The organism is Saccharopolyspora shandongensis, assembly GCF_900106995.1.
Classification (GTDB): domain Bacteria; phylum Actinomycetota; class Actinomycetes; order Mycobacteriales; family Pseudonocardiaceae; genus Saccharopolyspora; species Saccharopolyspora shandongensis.
The window spans coordinates 13,743-30,721 of the sequence record NZ_FNOK01000064.1; the positions used below are offsets into that span (position 1 = coordinate 13,743).

The 16,979-nt window shown below is 72.2% G+C and carries 17 protein-coding genes; 7 read left to right on the top strand and 10 right to left on the bottom strand.

The features are described 5' to 3' along the window. Positions 1-357 precede the first annotated feature (357 nt). Entirely contained in the window at positions 358-996 is a 639-nt protein-coding gene (locus BLW84_RS39355; RefSeq protein WP_093276491.1) for a TetR/AcrR family transcriptional regulator, read from the bottom strand. Positions 997-1,041: 45 nt separating this feature from the next. Here BLW84_RS39355 and BLW84_RS39360 point away from each other — a divergent pair, with 45 nt between their 5' ends. After that, complete coding sequence (locus BLW84_RS39360) at positions 1,042-1,917, top strand: CPBP family intramembrane glutamic endopeptidase (RefSeq protein ID WP_177226945.1); 876 nt, start codon at positions 1,042-1,044, stop codon at positions 1,915-1,917. A 123-nt stretch (positions 1,918-2,040) separates the two neighbouring features. On the opposite strand, the gene BLW84_RS48045 is transcribed toward BLW84_RS39360, so the two are convergent. From BLW84_RS48045 to BLW84_RS39380, 4 genes are all read right to left on the bottom strand, one after another. Then, entirely contained in the window at positions 2,041-2,196 is a 156-nt protein-coding gene (locus tag BLW84_RS48045) for a hypothetical protein (protein ID WP_177226946.1), read from the bottom strand. Positions 2,197-2,451: 255 nt separating this feature from the next. Continuing rightward, on the bottom strand, positions 2,452-3,456 hold the full coding sequence (locus BLW84_RS39370) for an alpha/beta fold hydrolase (protein ID WP_093276494.1): 1,005 nt from the start codon (positions 3,454-3,456) through the stop codon (positions 2,452-2,454). Continuing rightward, positions 3,453-4,904, bottom strand: a complete 1,452-nt coding sequence (locus BLW84_RS39375) for an MFS transporter (protein WP_093276496.1) — start codon at positions 4,902-4,904, stop codon at positions 3,453-3,455. The genes BLW84_RS39370 and BLW84_RS39375 overlap by 4 nt, the downstream gene beginning before the upstream one ends. Before the next feature lie 47 nt (positions 4,905-4,951). Then, on the bottom strand, positions 4,952-6,889 hold the full coding sequence (locus BLW84_RS39380; RefSeq protein ID WP_093276499.1) for a flavin-containing monooxygenase: 1,938 nt from the start codon (positions 6,887-6,889) through the stop codon (positions 4,952-4,954). Between the two features lie 298 nt (positions 6,890-7,187). Here BLW84_RS39380 and BLW84_RS39385 point away from each other — a divergent pair, with 298 nt between their 5' ends. Beyond that, positions 7,188-8,123 carry an SDR family NAD(P)-dependent oxidoreductase gene (locus tag BLW84_RS39385; RefSeq protein WP_093276501.1) on the top strand — a complete coding sequence of 312 codons (936 nt, stop codon included), beginning with the start codon at positions 7,188-7,190 and terminating at the stop codon, positions 8,121-8,123. Then, positions 8,123-9,049: an alpha/beta hydrolase gene (locus tag BLW84_RS39390; protein WP_093276503.1), complete on the top strand. Its 927-nt coding sequence runs from the start codon at positions 8,123-8,125 to the stop codon at positions 9,047-9,049. The genes BLW84_RS39385 and BLW84_RS39390 overlap by 1 nt, the downstream gene beginning before the upstream one ends. 4 nt (positions 9,050-9,053) lie before the next feature. Here BLW84_RS39390 and BLW84_RS39395 read toward each other — a convergent pair whose 3' ends face one another. Together BLW84_RS39395 and BLW84_RS39400 are read right to left on the bottom strand one after the other, a co-directional pair. After that, the gene (locus BLW84_RS39395) at positions 9,054-9,650 is read right to left on the bottom strand and encodes a TetR/AcrR family transcriptional regulator (RefSeq protein WP_093276504.1); all 597 of its coding nucleotides are present in this window, start codon (positions 9,648-9,650) and stop codon (positions 9,054-9,056) included. Between the two features lie 107 nt (positions 9,651-9,757). Next, entirely contained in the window at positions 9,758-11,281 is a 1,524-nt protein-coding gene (locus BLW84_RS39400; protein ID WP_093276507.1) for a molybdopterin-dependent oxidoreductase, read from the bottom strand. Positions 11,282-11,474: 193 nt separating this feature from the next. Between BLW84_RS39400 and BLW84_RS50540 the strand changes: the two genes are divergently transcribed. Continuing rightward, positions 11,475-11,690 (top strand): hypothetical protein, encoded by a 216-nt coding sequence (locus BLW84_RS50540; protein WP_093276509.1) that lies wholly within the window; start codon positions 11,475-11,477, stop codon positions 11,688-11,690. On the opposite strand, the gene BLW84_RS39410 is transcribed toward BLW84_RS50540, so the two are convergent. Genes BLW84_RS39410 through BLW84_RS39420 form a run of 3 tightly spaced genes read right to left on the bottom strand, consistent with a single transcriptional unit; the run spans position 11,652 to position 14,758 of the window. Continuing rightward, a complete protein-coding gene (locus BLW84_RS39410) occupies positions 11,652-12,680 on the bottom strand; it encodes a sensor histidine kinase (protein ID WP_093276512.1) in 1,029 nt (342 codons plus the stop codon). The two genes, BLW84_RS50540 and BLW84_RS39410, sit on opposite strands and share 39 nt — an antisense overlap. Before the next feature lie 43 nt (positions 12,681-12,723). Continuing rightward, positions 12,724-13,428: a response regulator transcription factor gene (locus BLW84_RS39415; RefSeq protein WP_093276516.1), complete on the bottom strand. Its 705-nt coding sequence runs from the start codon at positions 13,426-13,428 to the stop codon at positions 12,724-12,726. 4 nt (positions 13,429-13,432) lie between these two features. Beyond that, entirely contained in the window at positions 13,433-14,758 is a 1,326-nt protein-coding gene (locus tag BLW84_RS39420; RefSeq protein WP_245761696.1) for a hypothetical protein, read from the bottom strand. Positions 14,759-14,901: 143 nt separating this feature from the next. On the opposite strand from BLW84_RS39420, the gene BLW84_RS39425 reads away from it, so the two are divergent. From BLW84_RS39425 to BLW84_RS39435, 3 genes are read left to right on the top strand one after another with little or no spacing between them, the layout of a single operon-like run. Then, positions 14,902-15,555 (top strand): glycosyltransferase family 2 protein, encoded by a 654-nt coding sequence (locus BLW84_RS39425; protein WP_093276522.1) that lies wholly within the window; start codon positions 14,902-14,904, stop codon positions 15,553-15,555. Continuing rightward, entirely contained in the window at positions 15,549-16,247 is a 699-nt protein-coding gene (locus BLW84_RS39430) for a TIGR04282 family arsenosugar biosynthesis glycosyltransferase (RefSeq protein WP_177226948.1), read from the top strand. The genes BLW84_RS39425 and BLW84_RS39430 overlap by 7 nt, the downstream gene beginning before the upstream one ends. Beyond that, a complete protein-coding gene (locus BLW84_RS39435; protein WP_093276525.1) occupies positions 16,244-16,927 on the top strand; it encodes a class I SAM-dependent methyltransferase in 684 nt (227 codons plus the stop codon). The genes BLW84_RS39430 and BLW84_RS39435 overlap by 4 nt, the downstream gene beginning before the upstream one ends. Positions 16,928-16,979: the final 52 nt, after the last annotated feature.

A 16,979-nucleotide genomic window follows, 5' to 3' on the forward strand; every position in this document is an offset into this window, starting at 1 on the left:
AGGCTCTATTAGCTGCGGTTTCGTACTATCGGGTGATCTGTTTCTGGTATACACCAGATATCTTTTACTCTATTTTAGAAATCCTTGAAGGAATTTTGCCGGGTTCGATATCGGCGGCGTGTCCTTTTGATCTACCGGTCGCCCGCTATTCGGGTCAAGTGAACCACCATTAGTCGTCGATCAATCGGAGGAGTCGGCCGGGGCGGGCCTGATCGCGGGTCGCGGCGGTGTCCGGACGCGCTTCCGCGGCGCCACTCGGTCGGCGCAGTGGGGTTGATCCGTTCGGTGGGCCGGGTCTGCTCGGCAGTAGTCCGATGTGGACAGAGGTGGCCGCGAGTGCCGGAGGCCGGCGGTCGCTCAGCCCTTCCGGGGCCGCTGCTTCGCGGAGCGGGAAACGAGCTCCAGCTCCGCGCGGAGCAGGCGGCGCACCTCGTCGGCCGGGAGCTCGCGCGGATAGGTCGCCGCCTGCAGCGTCATGCCGTCCACGAAGATGTGCAGGCGCCTGGCCAGCTGCTCCAGCCGGGCGTCGGGGAGCTCGTCGCCGATGGCGGCCGGGAGCGGCGCGGCGCAGCAGTCCGCGACTGCGATCCGGCAGACGTGCCGTTCGCCGTCCCAGGCGGTCTTGCGCAGCCCGTCGAGCGAGTGGTCGACGCGCGCCCGCATCAGGCAGGCCGACCACACGTCCGCCTCCACTCGTCGCTCTTCGTCGAGCGGGAGGAACTCCTCCAGCAGCAGCTGGGCCCGCCGCATGCCGGGCCGCTCGGCGCGCATGTGCTCGGCGAGGCGTGCGCCGGCGTTGGTGGCCACCGCTTCCGCCGCGAAGCGGAGCAGTCCCCGCTGGCTGTCGAAGTAGTGCCGCAGCCCGCCGACGGAAACGCCCGCCTCGTCGGCGACCTTCCGCACCGTGGCGCCCTCGATGCCGTCGCGGCTGATCACGGCCCACGCGGCGCGGGCGAGTTCGGCGCGCCGCTGGTCGTGGTCGACGAGCTTCGGCATGCCCTTTTTATAACACGGCTGTGCGATAACCGTTACAGTACGGATGTGCTAAATAAACTGCGGCGAGCGAGCGCGCCCGGTGGAACGGTCGTGCTCCTCGCCGGGCTGGCCGTGTTCGCCGGGGCCATCGCCCTGCTGTTCCTGACCGGCAACACGGGCATCAGGTACTCCGCCGACCACGATGACACCATTCCGCTGTGGCACCGCTGGATTCCGGCGCTCGTCGGCATCGTGCTCGTCCGCCTCGTGTCGCCGGATCTCCGACGCGAGCCGGTCGTCCTGCCCGCGGGCAAGGCGGTCCGCGTCGAGGCGTCGGTCCTCACGGCGGCGGCGGTCCTCTTCGCCGTGCTGCTGTGGTCGGCCGGGGGCGGCGAACCGGCTCACACGGCGCTGAAGCTGTTGCTGTTGCTCGGGGTTCCGGCGGTGACCTTCTGGCTGCTGCGCCGCAAGGGCGCGGCTCGGACGTCGGCGCTCCAAGGGCCCGGGTCGTGGCGGCACTGGGGTCCGCTGATCCCGGTGGTGACCTGGTTCGCGCTCAGCTACGCGGGCCCGCTGGCGCTGCCGCGGAGCGACCTGGCGTTCACCGTCGATCCCGTCACGCTGATCGTCACGATGGTGGTGGTCTTCCTGATCAACAGCCTCCTCGAAGAGATCTTCTACCGGCGGTGGCTGCAGACCAGGTGGGAGTTCCTGCTCGGGCGCTGGCCCGCCATCGTGCTCGCGTCGCTGCTCTGGGCGGTGTGGCACGTCGCCATCCAGGGCAACGGCGAGCTGGGCGTCGATCTCGCCTCGGTCGTCGTCAACCAAGGCGTCCTGGGGCTTTTCCTCGGCTACCTGTGGAGCAAGTACCGACTGATGTGGCCGCTCCTGGTCGTCCACGGCGCCACCAACGCCGCCCCGATCCTGCTCGGGCTGCTCTGACGGCGCGAAACCGCGCGTGGGCGAACGGATTCCCGCCGGCGGCGCTTCCGGCGGGACTCCCATGCCGTCCACAATGGATTGGCGGGTGCGGGTGTGCGCCGGAGGTGTCACCCGCCTGGCAGGTCAGGCGGGAACGCGAGCCGGGGCGAAGCGGACGAGCTCTACGCCGTAGAGGACGATCCAGCCGTCCCGCAGGCCGCCGTCGACGTCTACGGAGCCCTGTGCAACGTTGACGTCTACACCACGCTCACCGCGGAACGCGGATGGCCGCCCGGTCAAGTCGAGCAGTGGTGGGGTGGAGCGCTAGCCCGGGAGCTCCTGGCCTAGCCGTATGGGGTCGCGACGTTGGTGACGCGGGCGTCTTCCGCGGCGGTTCGGGCCGTTCTTCTGTTGTAGCGCACCACTTTTCGTCGCGGCGTGGGGTGCAGGTCGTGACGCGCTGCTGCGGTGCCGTGAGAGCTCGTTGGAAACCTGGCGCGCGGCACCGGTCGGTCTCGCCGTCCGGTGCCGCGCGTTCACCCGTGGGGTGCCGGTTCAGAAGTGGCGGGTGAGCCACTCCAGGAGGACTTCGTTGGTGCCCGCCGGATCCTCCTGCTGCGTCCAGTGGCCGGTGTCGAGCATGCGGCGCTCGAGGGTTTCGACGTATTGGAGCAGGTTGTCGCTCAGGTCCGGGTGGCAGATCGCGTCCCGGCGAGCGGCGATCATCAGCGCCGGCACGGTCAGCTTCGCGATGGCGCCGTCCGGGAACACCTCGGACTGCACGCGCCAGTTCCCCGGGATGCTGCGGTACCAGCCCAGCGGTCCGCCGAACCCCGTGCGCGCGAAGGCTTCGGCGTAGTAGTCGAGTTCCTCGTCGCCGACCAGCACCTCGCCGGGCCAGGTGGCCTCGTCGTCGGCGAGCAGGTGGCTGTAGCTCATTGACTCCGCATCGTGTCGGCCGGTGCGCGAGAGGGTGGTGCCGGCGCCGGTGTCACGGCGGAAGAAGAACCGGAGCGTCCGCGCCGGGTCGCGCTCCATGAGCGCCTGCAGCTCCGGGGTCTGGAAGTGCGCGACGTAGTTGCGCGGCCCGTAGGCCTCCAGGTACTTCTCCAGCGGGTCCTCCCGGGAGTACCCGAACGGCGTGTTGAGCGTGATGACGCCGGCCACGCGCTCGGGATGCAGGTGCGGCATCCACCACGAGATCATGCCGCCGAAGTCGTGGCCGACCACCACCGCGCGGTCGTAGCCCGCGTCCGCGATCAGGCCGGCGACATCGGTCGTGGTCTCCGCGATGCTGTACGCCGTCGGGTCGGCCGGCCCGGTCGAGCGGCCGTAGCCGCGCAGGTCGGGCGCGAGCACGTGGAATCCGGCGTCCGCCAGCGGCTGGAGCTGGTGTCGCCAGGAGGCGGCCAGCTCCGGGAAGCCGTGGCAGAGCACGACGCAGACGTCCCGGGCGGCTCGTTCCGGTTTCGCCTCGTAGACGGCGAGGCGGACGCCGTTGGTGTCGACGAATCGCGGTGCCGGCAGCAGGCCGGGCCTGGTCTCCGCTGCCCCGGTCATCGGTCCGCGCTCCGGCGCTGCAGGGCGCGGGGCACCGCGAGCGAGGCGACCGCGCCGATCGCCGCGGCGACGGCGGCGACCAGGAACGCGCCCCTGAAGCCGGCCTCCTCGTAGACGACACCGGTCGGACCGGAGGCGAGCACGAAGTGCGCCAGCACGGTGAAGCCGATCGTCGAGATCAGCGTGCCGGACATGGTCTGGGCGACGCCGACGAAGCTCGACCCGACGGCGCGCTCCGTCTCGGGCAGGGCCAGCAGCGCGAGGTTCGGGACGGCGGCGTAGATCATGCAGCCGAGGCCGAAAACCACCCAGATCAGCACCATCACGGTCGGCGCGGAGGGCACCGTGGCGAGCACGGCGGCCGCCACCGCGATCGCCGCCGCGCCGAGGGTGAGGTGGTTGCGGAAGCCGAGCGAGCGCGCGGTGGCACCGGCGATGAACCCGCTGGCGACGATCGCGAGCTGTCCGGGCAGCAGCCACCCCGCCATCTGGGGCGCCGAGAGCCCGAAGCCGTACGACGTGCTCTGCGGCGCCTGCAGAAGCATCGGCATCAGGGTGGCGAGCAGTGTCGTGGCGCCGTAGGCGATGCCGCCGGCGATGACGGTGTAGCGCAGGCCCGGGTTGGTGAACAGGTCCAGCCGGATCAGCGGCTCCGGCGTCCGGCGCTCCCACCACACCCAGATGGCGAAGCCGACCAGCCCGATGGCGACGAAGGTCAGCGTCCGCGAGTCGAACAGGCCCCACACCTTGCCCCGGGAGAGGCCGAACATGACGACGAACATGCTCGCGGTGACCAGCGCCGCGCCGAGCCAGTCGATCCGCGCGGGGGTGCGGATCGGAGTCTCCCGCACGAACAGCGCCGCGAGCAGGGCGCCGAGGGCGCAGAAGCCGAACGCGAACCAGAACACCGAACGCATGCCGAAGCGGTCGATGAGCAAACCGGCCACCAGCAGGGAGCCGACGCCGACCGCACCGACGCCGGTGTTGGCGATGCTGATCGAGATCGACTGCAGCCGAACCGGGAACGTGTCCCGGATCAGCGTGTAGCCCAGGGCCATGCAGGCGAAGGCGATGCCCGCGAGGAACCGGCCGGCCACCAGGATTTCGAACGTCGGCGCCGTCGCCGAGATCAATGCGCCCAGGGCGCCCACGGCGGCGGTGACGACGAGCATCCGCTTCTTGCCGTAGCGGTCGGCCAGCTTGCCGATGATGGGCGAGGCGACCGCGCCGGACAGGGTGAAGGCCGTCATCACCCAGACCACCTGGCTGCCGGGGAACTCGGCGGCGACCTGGGGCAGGGCGGGCGCAATCAGGGAGAAGCCGAGGGCGGACTGCTCGGTGAGCAGCAGCAGGATCAGCAGCACGCCGACCCAGTAGCGGGTGGGACGGCCGTCGGGATCCGCGACGGTGGCGGGACGTCTTGTACCGCCGGAGGCCGAGACGGACATGGGGACTCGCTTTCGTTGGGTGGCCCGGTTCGAGATCGGCTCGGGGGTCAGCGGAGGGTGAAGTGCGCGGCGTCGGGCCGGCGGTGCTCGGTCCAGACGTCGACCAGCCGCCACGGGCAGGCGAGGATCACCCGGCCCTGCGCGTTGCGGTAGTAGGTGTGCGCCGTCGGGGTGTGCCGCCAGACGGTGCGCTCCATGTCGGCGTCGATGCGGGCGACGTACTCCTCGTAGGCGGCGCGCGTCGGTTCCAGCGACCGGGCGCCTCGCTCGGCGAGCAGGTGCAGGCACTCGAACAGGTAGTGGACGGTGACCTCGATGCCGAAGTTGTTGCCCGCGCCGTGGCTGGGGTTCGCGTTGGGCGCGTTGGCGACGAACAGGTTGGGGAATCCGGGCACGGTGCCGCCCCGGTAGGAACGGGGGTCGTTGCCGGCCCACTCGTCGACCAGCCGGACGCCGTCCCGCCCCCGGATGTCCAGGCCGGACAGGAAGTCGAGGTGGAACCCGGTGGCGTAGACGATGACGTCGACCTCGACCAGGTCGCCGCCGGGAGTGCGGATGCCGTGCTCGGTGATCTCCGCGGGTTCGGCCGCGACGACGTCGACGTGGTCGCGGGTGAGCGCGTCGTAGTAGCCGCCGGGGTCCCGGATGATCCGCTTGCCGAACGGCGCGAAGTCCGGGGTCACCTTGGCCGCGAGTTCCGAGCCCGCGCCGAAGGTGCGGTCGATGTAGGCCAGGCAGTCCTGGAGCAGGATGTCGTTGGCCCGCGAGATCGACCGGTGGGTGGCGGCCCACTCGGGGTCGACGATGACGACCGGGTAGCCGTTGTCGGCGGAGCCCCAGAACGCCTTGAGTCGCAACCAGTTCGCGTAGAACGGCACGTGCCTGCCGAGCCAGCGGTGGTGCTCGGGAACGTCGTCGCTGTCGCGCTTGCGCGGCGCCACCCAGTGCGGCTGGCGCTGGAACAGGGTGAGGTGCGCGACGTCGTCGGCGATCGCGTCGACGATCTGGGCCGCGGTGCAACCGGCGCCGATGACGGCGACCCGCTTGCCGGTGAGGTCGAGCCCCGGGTGCCACTCGCCGGAGTGGACGCTGAGGCCCCGGAAGCGGTCGCGTCCGGGCGCCTTCGGGAACTGCGGCCGGTTGAGGTAGCCCGCCGCGGTCAGCACCACCGCTGCGTCCTCGACGCGGGTGCCGTCGGCGTCGCGCACCCGGATCCGCCAGCGGGCGGCGTCGTCGTCCCAGGTCAGGGCCTCGACCTCGGTGCCGAACGCGACGTGCTCCCGGATGCCGTGCCGGCCGACGACCTCGCGCAGGTACTCCTGGTACTCGCCGCCCCTGGGGTAGTAGCTCGACCAGTCGGGGTTGATCTCGGCGGACAGCGAGTAGTACGAGGACGGCGTGTCGACGCCGACGCCGGGGTAGGTCTGGGTCAGCCAGGTGCCGCCGATGTCGTCGTTGCGCTCGTAGATCCGGTACGGGACGCCCTCCCGCCGCGCGGTGAGCGCGGCCGCGATGCCGGCCAGGCCGCCACCGATGATCGCGAGGTCGATCGCCTCCGGTAGCGGCTCGGTGCGCGGCACCACCGGCAGGGCGGTGTGGAAACCCCCTTGTTCCAACAACATCGGGTAGTACTCCGGGCCCGGTGTCGCGCCCATCGCGACCGGCACCAGCCGGGTGAAGAACGCCAGGTCGTCGGGGGCCGGGCCGCTCGCGTCGCCCGGCTCCCGGTCGGCGGTCAGCGCCGCGACCAACCGGTCGACGATGGCTGCAGCGGTGTCGGGGTCGGTGCGGCCCGCCATCTCGGGCGGGTCCGGCACGTGGGTGATCGCGCCGCCGAACTCGTCGAGCACCGACGCGTCTCCGGTGACCTGGGCCAGCACGGCCAGCAGCACCGCGGAGTCGGCCCGGCGCAGGTGCGCGCGCAGCTCGTCGGCATCGACGTCGGGCGAGCCGGATGAGGCGAGGGCAGGGGCGAATGCGGACAAGGCGACTCCTCGCAGAGGGCATGACGGGCTGCCGCGGCGGAGCTGGTCCGCGCCGGCGAGATGGGTCGGGGGATCCCGTCGGACGCCCGGAGACCGGGGTCGGGCGACGGTGTGAGCCAGGACACTAAGCGGTCTGGTGGGCTCTGTCTAGACTCTCGTCTCGGTTTTCGGATTGAAAGTTCGAAATACCGTCTTCGGGTCTATCCAAGGCGCGGCGCGGTCGATTACGGTCGCCGCCATTCCCCTCGCCGAACGCTGCATCCGGCGCGACGCCGTCCTCGAGAAAGGTCCTGCCGCCATGGATCAACTGCGCTTCGACGACCAGGTCGCCCTGGTCACCGGTGTGTCCACGTTCGGCCTCGGGCTCGCCTACGCCCGGCTGCTGGCCGCGCGCGGTTGCCGGGTCGTGGTCAACGACCTCGGCCGCGACTGGGCCGGCTCGGCCAATCCGCCCGGCACCGACGAGGCGGTGCGGATCATCGAGGCGGAGGGCGGCACCGCCGTCGGCGTGACGGGCGACGTCGTGGCGGCGGCCCCGCAGATCGTGCAGGCCGCCGTCGACGCCTTCGGCCGGCTCGACATCGTGATCAACAACGCCGGCGCCGGTGGCGACTTCGACACCCAGGTCGACGTGCACCTGCGCGGCGCGCACCGGATCAGCGAGGCCGCCTGGCCGCACCTCGCCGCCACCGGGGCCGGGAGGATCCTGAACATCTCCTCCAACGGCAGCTACGGCGCGCCGGCGATGCCCGGGTACGCCGCGGCCAAGGGCGGCATCCTGTCGCTCACTCGCACCCAGGCCATCCTCGGCAGGCCGGTCGGCGTGCGGGCCAACACGATCCTGCCCGCCGCGTGGACCCGCTCGACGGCGGGCATCGAGCAGCCCGGCTTCGCGGACTTCATCGCCACCCACTTCCCGCCGGAGGCCGTGGCCGCCTTCGCGGCGTACCTCCTGCACGGCGACACGACCCTCACCGGCGAGGCCTTCGCCGTCGGTGGCGGCCTGGTCACCCGCGTGGTCCAGGCCGAGACGCCGGGAGCGCAGGCGGCCGACCACGTGCCCGAGGCCTGGCCCGCGCTGATCGACCAGGTGCTGGCGCCCGGGCAGATGGTGGTCGCGGGCTCGCTGTGGGCGCAGCTCGACGCGTTCGTCGGCCGAATGGGACCGGCGACGCGGGCGGACTGGGAAGCGATCCGGATCGCCCCTGACGTGACCGGGAAGGTGGGCGCGTGATGGTGTCGCTCGATCCCGATGTCGCCGCCTACCTGGCGGGCCGGAACGAGAACTGGGTGCCGATGCACGTCGCGGGCGTGAGTGCCGCGCGCACGGCGCTCGCCGGGCTACCGCGCCGCCCCGGGCCGCGGATGCACCGCGTCGAGGACCGGGTGATCGCCGGCCCGCACGGACCCTTGCGGCTGCGGATCTACTGGCCGACCGGCGCGGACGCCCTGCCCGCCGTCGCCTACTTCCACGGCGGCGGCATGGTCATCGGCAGCATCGACGACTTCGACATCCTCGCCCGATTCCTGGCGGAGGCGTCCGGCGCCGTGGTGGTGAGCGTCGACTACCGGCTCGCCCCCGAGCACCCGTACCCGGTGGCCACGGAGGAGGCGTACGCCGCCGTGCAGTGGATCGGCGACACCGCGGCCGAACTCGGTGTCGACCCCACCCGTGTGGCAGTCGCCGGCGACAGCGCCGGCGCGACCCTGGCGGCCGGTGTCGCGCTGCAGACCCGTGACGAGGGCGGCGTCCCGCTGGTCTTCCAGTTGCACCTGTACGCCGGTATCGACCGCGACGACACCCGGCCCTCGGTCCTGGAGCACGCCGACGGGCCGATCATCACCGCGGGCGACTTCGCCTGGACCAAGAACCTCTACCTGGGGGACGACCCGAGCCGCGACCACCCCTACGGCGTGCCCAGCCTCGCCGCCGACCTGTCCGGCCTCCCGGACGCCATCGTCGTCACCGCCTCGCACGACCCCAGCCGCGACGGCGCGGAGGAGTACGGACTGCGGCTGCGCGACGCCGGCGTCCAGGTGGCGCTGCTGCGCTACCCGGGCGTGGCCCACGGGTTCCTGATGCACGCCGACCACCACGCCCGGGCCCGGCTCGCGCTGGCCGAGATCGGCGGCCTGATGCGCGCCAAGCTCGGGCGCTGAGGCCTCAGTCGACGAGCAGCGCCGCGCACCAGACGTCGGTGATCGTGTCGATCGCGCCGGCCCGGTCGGCGGGCCAGCCCCGCACCAGCCAGGTGTTGAGGAACAGCTCCAGACCGCTGATCAGCAGCAGCGCGCGGGTTTGCACGTCGGCGTCGTCGAAGCGCTGCCACTGGTCCGCGTTCGCGGTGAGCGCCGTGACGAAGCGGTGGTGGTAGTCGAGGTAGAACTCGTCGTAGCGCACCAGCCCGGAGCTCTGCACCCGCAACCGGTCACGGCTGTGCTCCCAGGTGGCGACGACGTGCTCGACCCACCCGCCGATGCTCGCCCGGGACCACTCCTCGAGCGCCCCGAAGTCGCGGTAGAGCGACTCCGCGCGGTCCCACATCTCGATGACGATCTCGCGGACGATCATGTCCTTGCTCGGGAAGTACGAGTACAACGTCGCCCGGCTCGCCCCCACTGCCTTCGCGATGTCGTCGATCGTGGTCTCGCGGAAGCCCCGCTGGCCGATCAGCTCGGCGGCGGCGTCGAGCATGGTCGCCCTCGTCTGGCGCTTCTGCTGCTCGCGCAGGGAAGGACGCCGCTCGGGTCTGGAATCCATACTCCGAGTCTAGTATCCCGGATTCGCGGGGCGCCGGTGCCCGCAGGCGGGTCGTCGAGGTACCGGGCGATGCCGGTGAAGGACCGGCCCGTGCGACGGCATCGAGGTCATGGTGCGGTGCAGGTGAATTCCACGGCGTGCCAACCGGTTGCGCCGTCCGGGATGACGGAGCGGTGCTCCGGCGTCTGCGGCTTGCCGCTCCGGTCGGTCGCCCGGCACTCCACGACGTGATCGCCGGGCGGGAGGTCCAGCGTGGCGCGCCACATCCGCCAGGTGTCGCGGCTGACGTCGGTGGCGAGCTCGGCGGGCTGCCACTCGCCGCCGTCGGCGCGGACCTCCACCCGGTCGATGCCGGTGTGCTGCGCCCAGGCGATCCCGGCCAGCACCACCGGACCGGCGGGCACCGTCGCCCCCGCGCGGGGGCGGTCGATGCGGGACTCGGTCTTGATCGGCGCCTGCCGGGCCCAGCCGCGCCGCTCCCAGTAGTGCTGCCGGGCGAAGGTGGTGACCTCGGCGTCCACCAGCCACTTGGTCGCCGACACGTAGCCGTACAGCCCGGGAACGACCATGCGGACCGGGAAGCCGTGCTCGGTGGGCAGCGGCTCGCCGTTCATGCCGACGGCCAGCAGCGCGCCCCGGTCCGGTTCGAGCAGCACGTCCAGCGGCGTGCCCGCCGTGTAGCCGTCGACGCTGGTGGTGAACAGCTGCTGGGCGCCGGGCCGCACCCCGGCCTCCAGCAGGAGGTCGCGCACCGGCACGCCGACGAACGTCGCCGTGGAGATCAGCGGGCCGCCGACCTCGTTGGACACGCAGGTGAGCGTGATCGGGCGGGCCTCCACCCGGCGCTGCAGCAGCTCGTCGTAGGTCAGCTCCAGCTCGCGCTGCACCATGCCGTGCAGCCGCAGCCGCCAGTCCTCGGCGCGGAGCTGCGGAACCGCCAGTGCCGTGTCGATCCGGTAGAAATCCCGGTTCGGCGTCAGGAAAGTCGGGGTCCCGGAGACGACGAAGTCCGCGCCGGGCGGGATGGGCGGCTCCGGGACCTTCGGGATGCGCGCGGCGGCCGCGAGCCGCGAGGAGATCACGTCCGCACCGCGCTGCAGGATGCCGCCGACGATTCCGGCGGCGCCCGCGCCGAGGACCACCAGCGACGAAGTGATCAGGAACTTCCGCCGGCTCGTGTCCACCTCGCCCGGAGCCTCGGCACCGGGCTGCGCGACCCGGTGCAGCCACCGGAACCCGACGACGCCGACGACCGCGGACGTCAGCGCCGCGAGCACGCCGCCCTCCGGCCGGGACATCGCCGCGGCCACCCCGGCCAACCCGAACAGGCCGATCAGGACCGCGCCCGGCCACCAGCGCCGCCGGGACAGCAGCCCGGCCAGGGCCGCAAGCACCGCGATGACGAGGGCCATCCCGGTCTGCAGCGCCAGCTTGTCGCCGGTGCCGAACAGCGCGATGGCCAGTTCCTTCAGCGGCTCCGGCGTCAGGTCGATCAGCGCGCCGCCCACCGAGACGAACGGCGACGGGACGGCGGCCAGGCCCGCGACGAGGTGTCCCGCGCCGAGCGCGGCGGCGGTGGCGAGCAGGCCGATCGCGGCAGCGCGCGGCCGTGAGACCGGTAGCGAGGTCATGCCCCCATTCGACGCCGCGCGGGCCGCCATCGCTAGTGGTCGTCCAACCCCGTAAGACAATGGCAAGATCTGACGGAATCATGACGTCGCGGCGTTCGACCCGCCGGTCGGCGCCGGTCGGCCTTACCGTCGAGGCGCGCGAATTCTGATAACCGGCGGGGCCGGGTTCATCGGAGCGGCCATCGCGGAGGCCGTGGCCGACCGCGGGCACGAAGTCGTGCTGCTCGACGCGTTCCTGCCGCAGGCGCACGGCACCGAACCCCGCTCGCGGCACCGGTTCGTGGCGGATCCGGAGAAGGCGGCGCGGGTGCTGGGATTCCGGGCGTCGGTCGATTTCGCCGACGGCGTGCGTGCTTTCGCGCACGCGCCGCTACGCGAGCCGGCAGCGTTCGGCAGGGGCGAGCGGTAGCCGGACCTCGAAGCGGCAGCCGGGCCCGTGGTTGCGGGCCGTGATCGTCCCCTGGTGCGCCTGCACGAGCCCGCGCGCGATCGCCAGGCCGAGCCCGGCACCCGCCTCGTCCCGGCGCGCCTGGCTGCCCCGGAACGCCACGTCGAAGACCCGCGTCAGGTCTTCGGGCGCGATCCCGCCGCAGGCGTCGTCCACCCGGAACAACGCCTGCGAGCCGTCGCTGCCCGCGGTCAGCACCACCGAGCCGCCTGGCGGGGTGTGGCGGATCGCGTTCGACAGCAGATTCCGCACCACCCGGGCGAGTTCCGGATCGCTGCCGGCCACCACCGGCCAGACGTCGGTGTCGGTCCGCAGCCGGATTCCCCGGCGCCGCGCCAGCGGGTTCTCCGCCGCGACCGCTTCGCTGACGACGTCTTGCAGCGGGGCGGCGGAGAGATCCAGCCGCACTGCTCCCGCGGTGATGCGGGACAGCTCGAAGAGGTCCTCGACCATGCCGGACAGACGTTCGGTTTCGCCACGGATGCGGGTGGCGTAGTCGCACACCTCCGCCGGTTCGTCGACCACACCGTCCGCCAGCGCCTCGGCCATGGCGCGGATGCCCGCCAACGGGGTGCGCAGGTCGTGGCTGATCCACGCGACCAGCTCGCGGCGCGACTCCTCGGCGGTCCGTTCCCTGGCCCGGGCCTCCCGCTCCCACACGCTGCGCCGGGCGATGCTGCGTCCCAGCAGCACCGCGACCGGCACGGTGACGACGGCGACCGCCGTGCAGATCACGACGGCGGTCGTCAGCTGCGGGCCGAACATGAACCCGGTGACGCCGAGGACCCCGGCCAACGTGGCCAGCAGCGGGGTCAGCACCAGCACCGTCAACGTCGTGGCCAGGGAGCGGTGCCGCAGCGCGTAGAGCAGGCCGGCGCCGGTCAGCGCCACCGGCAGCGACAGGCCGATCGCGTACGGCGCGACGTGGGTGAGCTCGGTGATCACGTCCATCGCGAATCCGCCCCGATCCGTGGCGGGCGGCCGCCGTTGCCGCTCACGAGTCCTCCGCGTCGTACCGGTAGCCGACGCCCCAGACCGTGCTGATCCGGTCGGGGCGCGCCGGGTCCGGCTCGATCTTCTCCCGCAGTCGTCTCATGTGGACGGTCACGGTCGAGTGGTCGCCGAAGTTCCAGCCCCACACCGCTTCCAGCAGCTCCGGCCGGGTGAAGGCCCGGCCCGGGTTGCGCAGCAGGAACGCCAGCAGGTCGAATTCGCGGCCGGTCAACGCCAGCTCGACCCCGTTCAGAGTGCCTCGCCGCGCCTCCAGCTCCAGCCGCAGCGCGCCGTCGACCAGGGATTCGCGGGCACCGGCGGGCGCGGTGCGGGAGCGGCGCAGCACGGAACCGACGCGCAGCACCAGCTCGCGCGGGCTGAACGGCTTGACGACGTAGTCGTCGGCGCCGATCTCCAACCCGAGGACGCGGTCGGATTCCTCGCCCTGCGCGGTCAGCATCACCACCGGGACCTGGCCGCGATCCCGCACCCGGCGGCACACCTCCAGCCCGCCGACGCCGGGCAACATCAGGTCGAGCACCACCAGATCCGGTTCCCGCTCGGCGAACAGCCGAAGCGCCGTCTCGCCGTCCTCGGCGAGGTCGACCTCGTAGCCGGAGCGTTCCAGATATCTGCGCAGCACGTCGCGGACGGCGTGGTCGTCGTCGACGACGAGCACCCGTCGCGCCTCGGCCTCGTGCTTCATCGGCTCACCAGTTCGTCGCGATCAAGTGGTTCACCGCCAGCGCGGTCGCCGCCTGCCCGGCCAGCCACCAGCGGTGGTGCCGGGTCGGCAGGAACGCGGCCCCGACAGCGAACCACACCGCGAACGGCAGCCAGATCCGTTCCACCTCGGCCTTGCTCAGCCCGGAGACGTCAGCGGCCAGGACGGCCGTCGCGGCGGCCAGCACCAGCCACGCCGCCGCGCCCCGGTCCACGACCGCCCGCCGCGTCGCCACCGCGGCCAGCGGGCCGACCGAGATCAGCAGCGCGGCGATGTTGCCGCCCACCCAGTAGCCGTACGGTCGCTGGGCGAAGTCGCCCTGCTGGTAGCGCTGGATGACCAGATGGTAGCCGTCCAGCCACCAGAACCCGTGCAGCGCGAATGCCGCGACGACGCAGGCGGCGCCGACCGCCGCGAGCAGGAACGCCCGGATATCGCGGGTGCGCAGCAGCACCACGCACACGAACGGGAACATCAGCACCAGGCCGTAGCTCAGGAACAGTCCGAACCCGAGCAGGACACCGGCGAGGACCGCGGAGAGCCAGGCCGTCGGCCCGGCCCGCACCGATGCGATGGCGAGCAGTGCCACTCCGGTGGCCGCGATCCCGGCGAACATCCCATCGGCCGAAACACCGGCCCACACCGCGCCCGGGAACAGGACCACGAACGGCACGACCGCCCGGGCGGCTGCGACTCCGGCCAGGGCCCGCACGGTGGCCGGCACCGCCACGGCCGCGAGCGCGCCGATGAGCACCGTCACGGCGGCGGCCCACGCGCCGCCGCCGAGGCCGATCCGCGCCAGCCAGACGTAGCACAGCAGAACACCCGGCGGATGGCCGGAAACGTGGACCGTCCAGGAACCGGGTTGCCCGGCGAGGATGTGCTCGGTGAACGAGCCGAGCATGCCGCCGATGTCGGTCACGCGCGGGACGTCGTGCAGGTACTCCGTCCAGTCCGCGAGCCGGCCGGCGATGCCGTCCTGCCAGCCGTCGACCATCGCCAGCGAGAAGGTCCACAGCACAGCGGTGAAGTAGGCGGTCGCAAGCAGCCTGCCCCAGGGCAAGCGCGCGGCGAATGCGGGGCCCCAGGCGACGACGGCGCCCGCGGTGGCCAGCGCGAGAGGTGTGCCCGGACCGGTGCGGGGTAGCCAGTACCCGAACAGCGGCGCCGCGTCGGCGTACAGCGGAGCGCCCGCTCCGTTGAGCAGGAAGCCGGCCACCGCCGCTGCCGCGATCGCGGTGATGGCGATGGCGAACGCGATCAGATCGGCGCGCACCGGCCGTGCTTCGGCGCGTCGGGGAAGGAGTCGCACCACTGCCAAGGTAATCCCGTCGGACTCGTCGGCCAACTCGTCGGTGCGATCCGTCAGAACCTCGTAAGAACTTCTCGAACGTAATGATTCCTTAAGCCCGGCACGAGTTTCCGAGTCATCGGCGGTGAGTTTCACTGGCTGGCATGGACGATGTGGACGTGGTGCTGCCGTGCTTGGACGAGGCGGCCGCGCTGCCAGGGGTGCTCGCCGCGATGCCGCCAGGATTCCGCCCGCTGGTGGTGGACAACGGTTCCACCGACGGCTCGGCCGAGGTCGCGGCGGCGCACGGCGCGGTGGTGGTCCGGGAGCCCCGGCGCGGTTACGGCGCTGCCGTGCACGCCGGGTTGACGGCCGCGACCTCGGAGTTCGTCTGCTTCTTGGACTGCGACGGCTCGTTGGACCCGGGCGTGCTGCCATCGCTGGTCGCCGTAGTGCGCCAGGGGAAGGCGGACCTGGCGGTCGGCCGGCGGGTTCCGGTGTCGGCCGAAGCGTGGCCGTGGCATGCGAGGACCGGGAACGCGGTGATCGCCGGGTTGCTGCGGCGCCGGGGCCTGCCGGTCCACGACATCGCCCCGATCCGCGCCGCCAGGCGAATCGACCTGGTGCGGCTCGGCATCACCGACCGCGCCTTCGGATATCCGCTCGAACTGCTGTGCAAGGCGGCGGAGGCGAACTGGCGGGTGTGCGAGCTGGACGTGGCGTACCGGCCTCGCACGTGCGGAACCCGGTCGAAGGTCTCCGGCTCGGTGCTCGGCACGGTTCGCGCGGTCCGCGACATGGCGGGGGTGCTGTGGTGAGCCGGACGGCGCTCCTCGTGGTGGCGAAAGCTCCCGTGCCGGGCCTGGTCAAGACGCGGTTGTGCCCGCCGGCGACGCCTGCCGAAGCGGCTCGTATCGCCGCCGCGAGCCTGCTGGACACATTGGACGCCGTGCGGAGCACTCCCGGCGTCCGGCCGGTGATCGCGATGTCCGGGGATCTGGCAGCGGCCACCGGTTCGGCCCAGCTGCGCACTGCATTGCGCGGCTGGACAGTGCTCGGTCAACGCGGCGACGGTTTCCCCGCGCGGTTGGCCGCCGCGCACGCCGACACCGCAGCCGCGCATCCTGGCCTCTCGGTCGTGCAGATCGGGATGGACACACCGCAAGTGACGCCCGCGCTGCTCACCGAGGTGTGCCAGGCGCTCGGCAGCGCGGACGCGGCACTCGGCCTGGCCGAGGACGGCGGCTGGTGGGTGGCCGGTTTCCGGTCCGCCGCCGATGCGCGACTGCTGCGCGGGGTGCCCACGTCTCGCGCCGACACGGGGGCGCGAACCTTGGCCGCGCTGCGCGCCGCGGGCCTGCGCGTGGCCGCGTCGCCGCGACTGGCCGATGTGGACACCATGGAGGACGCCTGGCGCGTTGCGGATTCGGTGCCGAATTCCCGTTTCGCCGCAAGCCTTCCCGTGCGCGCTTCCCGTGCCGGTGGCGCGTCGGGGGACTGCCTCCGATGAGCGGTGAGTTCGACGTCGCCTTGCTTCGCGGCAGCTGCACCTTGCTGACCAGTGACGGCGTCGCCCGGTCGCTGCCCGGGCAACGCTGGTCCGCGGCGCCGGACGCCGCCGATCGGTACCTGCTGCGCACGTGCCGGGGCCCGACGCTCGACATCGGCTGCGGCCCGGGGCGGCTCACGTCGGCGCTCACCGGCAGCGGGGTGGTGGCGCTCGGCATCGACACCTCCCGACTCGCCGTCCGCCTCACGGCCAGCCGGAACGCCGTGGCGCTGTGCCGAGACGTGTTCCACCCGGTCCCCGGCGAAGGCAACTGGCGCGAGGCGCTGCTCGTCGACGGCAACATCGGCATCGGCGGCGATCCGCGGGCGCTGCTCCGCCGGGTGCACCAGCTGTTGCGGACCGGCGGACGTGCCTGGGTGGAGGTCGAACCGCCGGGCACCGGGCTGTGGCGGGGCACCGGTCGGGTCGCGCACACCGGCGGGTGCGGTCCCGCGTTCCGCTGGGCGATCGTGGGAGCGGACGTGATCGGCCGGTTGGCCGCCGCGACCTGTTTCGAACTGCATCACCTGGTCGAACGCTGCGGGAGGTGGTTCGCAGCGCTGGATTCCCGCGCGTGGCCGCCGGCATCCGCGGGAGCCGGGCCCCCGGGGCGACGGGTGGTGTGGCCGGGCCAACGTTGACGTCGTCCGTGCGGGTGTCGATGATCCCCCGGTACGGATCGGCCATTTGTCC